The organism is Mesobacillus harenae, assembly GCF_013343715.1.
Lineage (GTDB): Bacteria > Bacillota > Bacilli > Bacillales > Cytobacillaceae > Mesobacillus_A > Mesobacillus_A harenae.
On sequence record NZ_JABUNR010000040.1, the window covers coordinates 1 to 605 of the forward strand.

General features: G+C 40.7%; 1 protein-coding gene. It reads right to left on the reverse strand.

Annotated elements, in window-relative coordinates; translation table 11 throughout:
• Positions 1-102 precede the first annotated feature (102 nt).
• Positions 103-531 carry a transposase gene (locus tag HRJ06_RS22905; RefSeq protein WP_174735236.1) on the reverse strand — a complete coding sequence of 143 codons (429 nt, stop codon included), beginning with the start codon at positions 529-531 and terminating at the stop codon, positions 103-105.
• Positions 532-605 lie beyond the last annotated feature (74 nt).

Genomic DNA, 605 nt, shown 5'->3' on the forward strand with positions numbered 1-605 from the left:
CATTCCTGCTTACTCCTACAAGTTCACACAGATAAGAAACCATATTCTTTAACTGATGAGTTCCAATGGTTTTTTCAATAAGATGAAATTTTTCTGCCGGTGTTAGAATCGTTTCTTCTTCGCCTGCCTCTCTAGTTCTTCGAGCTTTTTTAGGAAGTCGTTCTCTGCTTCAAGAAACCTGATGCGTGCTTCTGCCTTCCTTAGTTTTTCCTCAGCGGAGAGAGATTTGGAAGAAGGCCTTCCGGTGCTTCCTTTTCCTCTGCGTTCTACCAAAAGCCCTTCCTTCCCGTACCTGTCATATGTCTTACGCCAACGGTGTAGACACTTCTGTGGTTGTTTTCTGCCAATTAAGGCAAGGTCAAAATCATGGTCGATAAAGATTTGGACTGGAGTCTTTCCTTCCTTGTATTCTTCGATCGCCTTTACCTTAAACTCCGGGCTGTAAGAAATAGTACGATCAGATATACTTAAAACATTTGGATTCTTTTCAAGTTCTTTTATCTGAAAATCGGTATATAAATTCTTCCCCATGATACTCCTCCGTCCCCTCAATAATTCTATTGAAACACAAAAAACCCCGTATAAGGGACACTTTTTTATCAGTG

Excerpts from the sequence above, each read along its gene's own strand:
- HRJ06_RS22905 (WP_174735236.1), bottom strand. The coding sequence starts at position 531 with ATGGGGAAGAATTTATATACCGATTTTCAGATAAAAGAACTTGAAAAG.